Source organism: Streptomyces recifensis (assembly GCF_002154615.1).
Lineage (GTDB): Bacteria > Actinomycetota > Actinomycetes > Streptomycetales > Streptomycetaceae > Streptomyces > Streptomyces griseoluteus.
This window is the reverse complement of record NZ_MUNH01000041.1, coordinates 1-7038: the sequence shown is the minus strand read 5'-3', so window position 1 is coordinate 7038 and position 7038 is coordinate 1. Positions and strand designations below refer to the sequence as shown.

Here is a 7038-nt window from a genome sequence, read left to right as displayed (position 1 = left end):
CTCCCGGAGACACCGGCCCTGCTGGCCGCGCCGGTCCAGCGGAGCAGCAGGTTGGTCTTGCCGGGCAGGGCGGGCGCGGCCAGCAGGGCCGGTGTCTCCGGGAGGGGGTGGCGGGACAGCTCGGCGCGGACGGCCGGCCAGGGGTCGAGGCCGGGATGGGCCTCGGCGAGAGCGGCGGCGATCTCGCCGAGGTGGTTGACGAGAAGGCAGTACACCAGTCGCTCCCAACCGGCCTCCCGGCTCACGTCGGACAGCAGCTTGGCGCCCTCGGCGTCCCGGAACAGCGCCTGCACGGGCATCCCGGCCGCGTCGACGGCGACCAGGGTGTTCTGCAGGTGCGCCTCCAGTGCGACCCCGTGCTCGTCGAAGGCGCGGAGCACGGGCGGGACGACCTGGCGCAGATACGCGGCCCACCAGGCGTCCGGGTCGGGCGCGGCGGCGAGCGGGCTGCCGTCGAAGCCCTCCGCGAGTCCGGCGGCGAGCAGCGGCGTGGCGCCGGGCAGGAGGTGGCCGCGCAGGCCGTCGCGGACCAGGACGGCGAGTTCCTCGAAGGCGAACGCGGCGGTGCGGTAGCCCCGGTCGCTGAGCCAGGCCGCGGGCGGTCCCATCGCGGCGAAGGCTTCTCGGGCCGCGGTGTCGGTGCGGTCGAGTTTCTCCAGGTCGTGGCGCCACAGCCGGCGGATGTCGTTGGTGATGCGGACGTCCAGGCTGAACTTGAGGAACAGGTCGCGGCCGGGCTCGTACACCGTGCGCACGGCCGCCGTCGGCCGGACCACGGACTCGGTGCTGCCGAGCCGGATCAGGCGCCGGTCGGCGAAGGCGGAGGCGAGGTCTTCGGCGAGGAGGTCGAGCTGCCAGGGGTGGGCGGGCAGCAAGCGGTAGCCGGGCGGGGCGGTGCCGAGGGCGTCCAGGGCGCTGGTGTCGCCCTCGTCGGCGACCTGGTCCTCGCGGACGCCGAGCAGCACCAGCGGGAACCGGGCGTGCGCCTCGGGGGCGTAGGGCAGCCAGGCCGCGACCGGGCCGCCGCCGCGCGCCTTGGGCGCCGGGTGGTGCGGATGGCCGGTGATCAGCGACTGCTCGGAGCGCAGATACGGGTCCTCGGGGGCGAGGGTGCGGGCGCGGGCCGCGAGCAGGGCGGCGACGGTGTCCCGGCTGTCCAGCATCTCGGCGGGCAGGTCGTCGCCCGGCAGACCGGTGTGGACGCGCAGTTCCTCGGCGACCAGTTTGACGAGTTCGGCGTGGCTCAGCGGCTGCCAGGCGCCGTCCGCGCGCACTTCGGGATCGGCCGGACGGCGGCCGGGGCGCACCCGGAGCAGCCGGCCGGTGCCGGGCAGCCGGTACACGGGCCGGTCCCCGCTCTCCGGGACCGGCCGGGCCACCTCGCGCAGCAGGCAGTTCAGCAGCGGCGCCGAGGCGTAGGCGTCGGCGCGCCGTGCGGCGCCGGTCGGGGGATTGAGGTCCACGCGTTCCACTCGTTCTCGTCGTGCTGTGGCCGGTCCGGGGGGCCGACCGTCCCCAGTAAGTCTGCGGTATCCGACAATCGTGCCCTGAGCTGCCAGTCTCCGAGGAGCCGACCGTGTACCACTCCCCCACCGCCGAGGCCGAGGTCGCCGAGGAGCTGGCCGTCGTACGGCCCGCCCTGCGCGACCGCTACACGGCCGCGCTGCCGGGAGCCCGCGCGGCGGTGCTGACCAGGCTGTGGCGGGCGCTGGCGCACGAACCGCTGCCGTGGGTCACCTCCCGGACGCCGGGGGCGCCCGGACTGACGGTACGGCTGGCGGACGGCCGCGCGCTGCACGGCCCGCTCTCGGACCCGTACGCGACCGGCGACCGCGTCGGCGAGGTCCGCCTCGGCCGGGAGCGGTACGCGGACCCCGCGCGGCTGATGACGGACCTCGCGGTGCCGCACGCGGCCGCGTTCGCCGACGAGTTGGCGAACAGCGTGGCCTCGCTGGCGCTGTCCCGCGCCGACACGGCGGAACCGGGTGCCGGGTGGCCGGAGCGGGACTGGGAGTGGGAGCAGCGGGTGGTGGACGGTCACCCCTTCCACCCCAACTGCCGTTCCCGGCCCGGCTTCTCGGTGGCCGACCAGTTGGCGTACGGGCCGGAGCACCGGCCGGTGGTGGAGCTGGGCACGGTGGCGGTGCCGGCGGCCGAGTGCCTGGTGTCGGGCGAGTGGCCGGCCGAACTCCTTGCCGGTGACGACCTGTTGCTGCCGGTGCATCCCTGGCAGGCGGCGCATGTGCTCAAGCGGACCGCCGAGCCGTGGCGACCGGCGCATCCGCTGATGTCGCTGCGCACGCTGGCGCTGCCCGGCGGACCGCATGTGAAGACCGCGCTGAGCGCCCGGCTGACCTCCTCGGTGCGGGACATCTCCGCTTACTCGGTACGGGCGTCGGCGGCGCTGTCGGTGCTGGCGGCCGAGCTGGTCGGGCGGATGGACGGGCTGCTGGAGGTCACGCACACCATCGGCGCGGCCACGGCCCACTCGCCGGATCTCGCGGTACTGCTGCGCGAGTCGCCCGAGGCGTACCTGGCTCCGGGCGAACGGGTGCTGCCCGTGGCCGCGCTGGCCACCACGGAGTTGCCCCGGTCGCCGGGCTGGCTGGCCGCGTTCACCCGGCTCGCGCTCACGGCCGGCCTGCGCCTGCTGGACCTGGGGGTCGCGCTGGAGGCGCACGGCCAGAACCTCCTCGTGGTGCTCGCCCCGGACGACACCCCCCTGCGGCTGATCTACCGCGACCTGGCCGACATCCGCGTGAGCCCGGCCCGCCTGGCCCGACACGGCATATCCACGCCCCAGTTGACGGGACGTCTGGTCACGGACGACGAACTCGCTCTGCGCCGCAAGCTGTTCGGCTCACTGGTCGGCGGCGCGCTGGCGGCGACGGCCGGTTCGGGCCAGGCACTGGGCACCGCGCTACGGGCCGCGTTGCCGGATCTGCCCCGTACGCCCGACCTGGCGGCGCTGTGTGAAAATCCGCTCCCCGTCAAGGCGTTGACCCTGATGAGGCTGTCTCCGGAGACCCCCGGCGACCTGTGGACGGAGCTTCCCGGGCCGTTCGTTTTGGAGCCCGACACCTACGATCAATAAGATCCGCCGATGATCAGAAGACAACGGCTGGCGGCGGGCGTCTGCGCCCTGCTCGCCGCCCTGGCGGCCGGGATCGCGTGTCCCGGCGGGGCCGCAGCGGACGAGACCGAGCCGCAGCCCGCTCCGAAGGTCGAACTCGTCCTGGATGTCAGCGGTTCCATGCGCACGCGGGACATCGACGGCGGCACCCGGATGGCGGCGGCCAAGCAGGCGTTCAACGAGGTGCTCGACGCGACGCCCGAGGAGGTGGAGCTGGGCATCCGCACGCTGGGCGCCAACTACCGCGGCAACGACCGCAGGGAGGGCTGCAAGGACACCGAGCAGCTCTATCCGGTCGGCCCGCTGGACCGCACCGAGGCGAAGACCGCCGTGGCCACCCTGGCCCCGACCGGCTGGACCCCCATCGGCCCGGCGCTGCTGAAGGCGGCCGACGACTTCGGGAACGGTGACGGCACCCGACGCATCGTCCTGATCAGCGACGGCGAGGACACCTGCCAGCCCCTCGACCCGTGCGAGGTGGCCCGCGAGATAGCCGCCAAGGGCATCGGCCTGACCATCGACACCCTGGGCCTGGTGCCGGACGCCAAGACCCGCGACCAGTTGAGCTGCATCGCGGACGCCACCGGCGGCACGTACACCTCCGTGCAGCACAAGGAGGAACTGACGGACCGAGTCGGCCAGTTGGTCGAGCGGGCCGCCGATCCGGTGGTGACGCCGGTGGCCACGGAGGGCGCCGACGCGTGCGCCGGGGCCCCCGCGCTCAAGTCCGGTCTGTACACGGACCGCGAGGAGTTCGGCAAGCAGCGCTGGTACAAGGTCGACGTCCGGCCCGGCCAGGAGCTGCGCGCCTCGGTGAGCGTCGCCGACGACCGCGCGACGAACCCCAACTACGGTGTGCTGCTGCGGGCGGTGACCCAGCAGGGCCGCGAGATCGTGCGCGGCGAGGGCGCGGGCACCGGCCGTACCGACGCCGTCTCCACCGGCCTGCGCTACCCGAAGCCCGAGTCCGACGACGACGACGCGTCCCCGGAGACGGTGTGCCTCCAGGTGACCAACTCCTTCTCGGCCGCCGCCGGCGTGAAGACCACGCCGGGCATGCCGCTGGAGCTGACGGTCGACGTGGTGGACGGCACCTCCGCCGCCTCCGACGTGGCCGCCTTCGGCCTCGGCCGCGGCTGGTGGCTGCTGGCCGCGCTGGTGCTGACCGGTTTCGTCGCGGGTCTGCTGTGGGGCTGGCTGTCCCGCTGGCGGGTCGCGGTCTGGAGGACGAACTGATGCGTGCGATACGTGTGTTGAGCGCCGCCCTGCTGACGCTGGGCCTGGCCGCCGCTCCCGCCGCGGCCGACTCCTCCCCCTCCCCGAGCGCCTCGGCCGACGGCAAGGCCCCCACTCAGGCGGGCACGTCCTTCCGTACGGCGGCCGAGATGGACCAGGGCCGGACGGCCACCGCGTCCGCGTCCACCGGCGACTACCTGTACTGGTCGTTCCCGGCCGACACCGGGCAGCGCCCGACGGTCAGGGCGACGGTGAAGCTGCCCGACGCGCACGCCGCGCAGACCTGGCAGCTCGACGTCTACGACGGCCTGCGCCGCCACCAGTCCTGCCAGTACGGCGCGGCCACCCGCACCGCCGAGCAGGGCACGGCCACCGTCGAGCTGACCTGTGTGCTGCGCACGGTGCGCGCCTGGTCCGAGCCCTGGGCCAACGACCCGCTGCCCGGCACCTACTACGTCCGGCTGACGGTGCTGAACCTCGGCTCCGCCGACCTCGGCCTGCCGGTACGGGCGGAAGTCCGCGCGGACTCCAGGAACATCGGCGGCGCGGCGGCCGTGGACGGCTCGCTGGGCAAGCCGCTCGTCCCCGGTATCGCGGTGGAGTCCCCGGCGGAGAAGGACGGTTCGAAGTCGGCCGTGCTCTCCGCGATCGAGCCGGACGACGGCTGGTCCTCGCACTGGTGGTCGAGCCGCTGGGTGTGGACCGCCGTCGGCGGTGCCCTGGCCGCGCTCGCGGGCATCGGCGGTTACGCGCTGACCCGGGGCCGGGGCCGCCCGGCGTACGTCCCACCGGGCGCCTGACCCGGACGAAGGCCCGCCGCGACGGCGGGCCTTCGTCATTCCCGCAGCGCCTTGGCGAGGGCCCCCTCACCGGTCACCGTGACCCGCCCCGCCCGCACCGCGTCGGCGATCCCCGTCTCGCCCCGGCACACCTCCGCGCAGGTCGCCGCGTCCATCACCAGCCGGGCGTCGGCGGGCACCGGCGCCGGTCCGTGCCCGTACACCGGCCCGTCCTGCGCACCGACGTACAGATGGAACTCACCGTCCTCCGTGCCGACTTCGGCCACCCCGGCTCCGACGTCCGCCGCGCTCAGCACCGCCAGCAGCGGCAGCGCCGACCAGTGGGCGCGTACCGCGTCAGTGGGCCGCAGTTCCGCCAGCTCGGGGCTCCCCCACTCCCCCAGGGCGTGCAGCACGGGCAGCAAGTCCCGGCCGCGAGCGGTGAGTTCGTACACGTAGGCGGCGCCGGGCGGGGGCAGCTTCCGCCGGGCGGTGATTCCGTCGCGCTCCATGTCCTTCAGCCGGGAGGCGAGTACGTCCGTGCTCACGCCGGGGAGGTCCGCGTGCAGGTCGGTGTAGCGGCGGGGTCCGGCCAGCAACTCCCGGACGATCAGCAGGGTCCAGCGGTCCCCGACGAGGTCGAGGGCGCGGGCCGCGGAGCAGTACTGGTCGTAGCGTCGGCGAGGTGGCATGCGACGCAGTCTAGACATGTTGTTGGACTTTCCAAGCTCTCACTTGGTAAAACCAAGCAACACCACTTACCGGAGGGGTCGCGGCGCATGGAGTTCCGGCAGTCGAACAAGCTCAGCGAGGTCTGCTACGAGATCCGCGGTCCGGTGATCCAGCACGCGGACGCGCTGGAGGAGGCGGGGCACAGCGTGCTGCGCCTGAACACCGGCAACCCGGCGCTCTTCGGTTTCGAGGCGCCGGAGGAGATCACCCAGGACATGATCCGGATGCTCCCCCGCGCCCACGGCTACACCGACTCGCGCGGTGTCCTCTCGGCCCGCCGGGCGGTGGCCCAGCGCTACCAGACCCTCGGCCTGGAGGTGGACGTCGACGACGTGTTCCTGGGCAACGGCGTCTCCGAGCTGGTCTCCATGGCCGTACAGGCGCTGGTGGAGGACGGCGACGAAGTCCTCATCCCGGCCCCGGACTTCCCGCTGTGGACGGCGGTCACCACGCTGGCGGGCGGCAAGGCCGTGCACTACCTCTGCGACGAGCAGTCCGACTGGGCGCCCGACCTGGCCGACATGGCGTCGAAGATCACCGACCGCACCAAGGCCGTGGTCATCATCAACCCCAACAACCCGACCGGCGCGGTGTACCCGAAGGAGATCGTCGAGGGCATCCTCGACCTGGCCCGCCGCCACGGCCTGATGGTGTTCGCGGACGAGATCTACGACCAGATCCTCTACGACGACGCCGTCCACCACTCGGCCGCCGCCCTCGCCCCCGACCTGGTCGTCCTCACCTTCTGCGGTCTTTCCAAGACCTACCGGGTGGCGGGTTTCCGCTCCGGCTGGCTGGTGGTCACCGGGCCCAAGCAGCACGCCAGGAGCTATCTGGAGGGACTGACCATGCTGGCCTCCATGCGGCTGTGCGCCAACGCCCCCGCCCAGTACGCCATCCAGGCCGCGCTCGGCGGCCGCCAGTCCATCCACGAACTCACCGCGCCCGGCGGCCGGCTGTACGAGCAGCGGAACGTGGCCTGGGAGAAGCTGAACGAGATCCCCGGCGTCTCCTGCGTCCGCCCCAAGGGCGCGCTGTACGCCTTCCCGCGCCTGGACCCGAAGGTGCACAAGATCCACGACGACGAGAAGTTCGTCCTCGACCTGCTGCTCCGCGAGAAGATCCAGGTCGTCCAGGGCACCGGCTTCAACTGGCCCG

At 73.5% G+C, this 7038-nt stretch carries 6 protein-coding genes; 4 read left to right on the top strand and 2 right to left on the bottom strand.

The annotated features are described in order from the left end of the window. Positions 1-1472 (bottom strand): IucA/IucC family protein (locus tag CCN33_RS02830; protein ID WP_086690707.1); only part of this gene is annotated, 1472 nt, incomplete at its 3' end. 104 nt (positions 1473-1576) lie between these two features. Between CCN33_RS02830 and CCN33_RS02825 the strand changes: the two genes are divergently transcribed. Genes CCN33_RS02825 through CCN33_RS02815 form a run of 3 tightly spaced genes read left to right on the top strand, consistent with a single transcriptional unit; the run spans position 1577 to position 5169 of the window. After that, positions 1577-3094 (top strand): IucA/IucC family protein, encoded by a 1518-nt coding sequence (locus CCN33_RS02825; protein WP_086690705.1) that lies wholly within the window; start codon positions 1577-1579, stop codon positions 3092-3094. A 9-nt stretch (positions 3095-3103) separates the two neighbouring features. Then, positions 3104-4369: a VWA domain-containing protein gene (locus tag CCN33_RS02820; RefSeq protein WP_086690703.1), complete on the top strand. Its 1266-nt coding sequence runs from the start codon at positions 3104-3106 to the stop codon at positions 4367-4369. Further along, positions 4369-5169 carry a hypothetical protein gene (locus tag CCN33_RS02815; RefSeq protein WP_086690709.1) on the top strand — a complete coding sequence of 267 codons (801 nt, stop codon included), beginning with the start codon at positions 4369-4371 and terminating at the stop codon, positions 5167-5169. The genes CCN33_RS02820 and CCN33_RS02815 overlap by 1 nt, the downstream gene beginning before the upstream one ends. 35 nt (positions 5170-5204) lie before the next feature. On the opposite strand, the gene CCN33_RS02810 is transcribed toward CCN33_RS02815, so the two are convergent. Continuing rightward, entirely contained in the window at positions 5205-5840 is a 636-nt protein-coding gene (locus CCN33_RS02810; protein WP_086690701.1) for a winged helix-turn-helix transcriptional regulator, read from the bottom strand. An 87-nt stretch (positions 5841-5927) separates the two neighbouring features. Here CCN33_RS02810 and CCN33_RS02805 point away from each other — a divergent pair. Continuing rightward, positions 5928-7038, top strand: a 1111-nt coding sequence (locus tag CCN33_RS02805) for a pyridoxal phosphate-dependent aminotransferase (protein ID WP_086690698.1), incomplete at its 3' end; no start/stop codon positions are given.

What these genes read in the sequence shown, in the direction of transcription:
- CCN33_RS02820 (WP_086690703.1), top strand. Translation starts at nt 3,104, where the DNA reads ATGATCAGAAGACAACGGCTGGCGGCGGGCGTCTGCGCCCTGCTCGCC.
- CCN33_RS02815 (WP_086690709.1), top strand. Translation starts at nt 4,369, where the DNA reads ATGCGTGCGATACGTGTGTTGAGCGCCGCCCTGCTGACGCTGGGCCTG.
- CCN33_RS02810 (WP_086690701.1), bottom strand. Translation starts at nt 5,840, where the DNA reads ATGCCACCTCGCCGACGCTACGACCAGTACTGCTCCGCGGCCCGCGCC.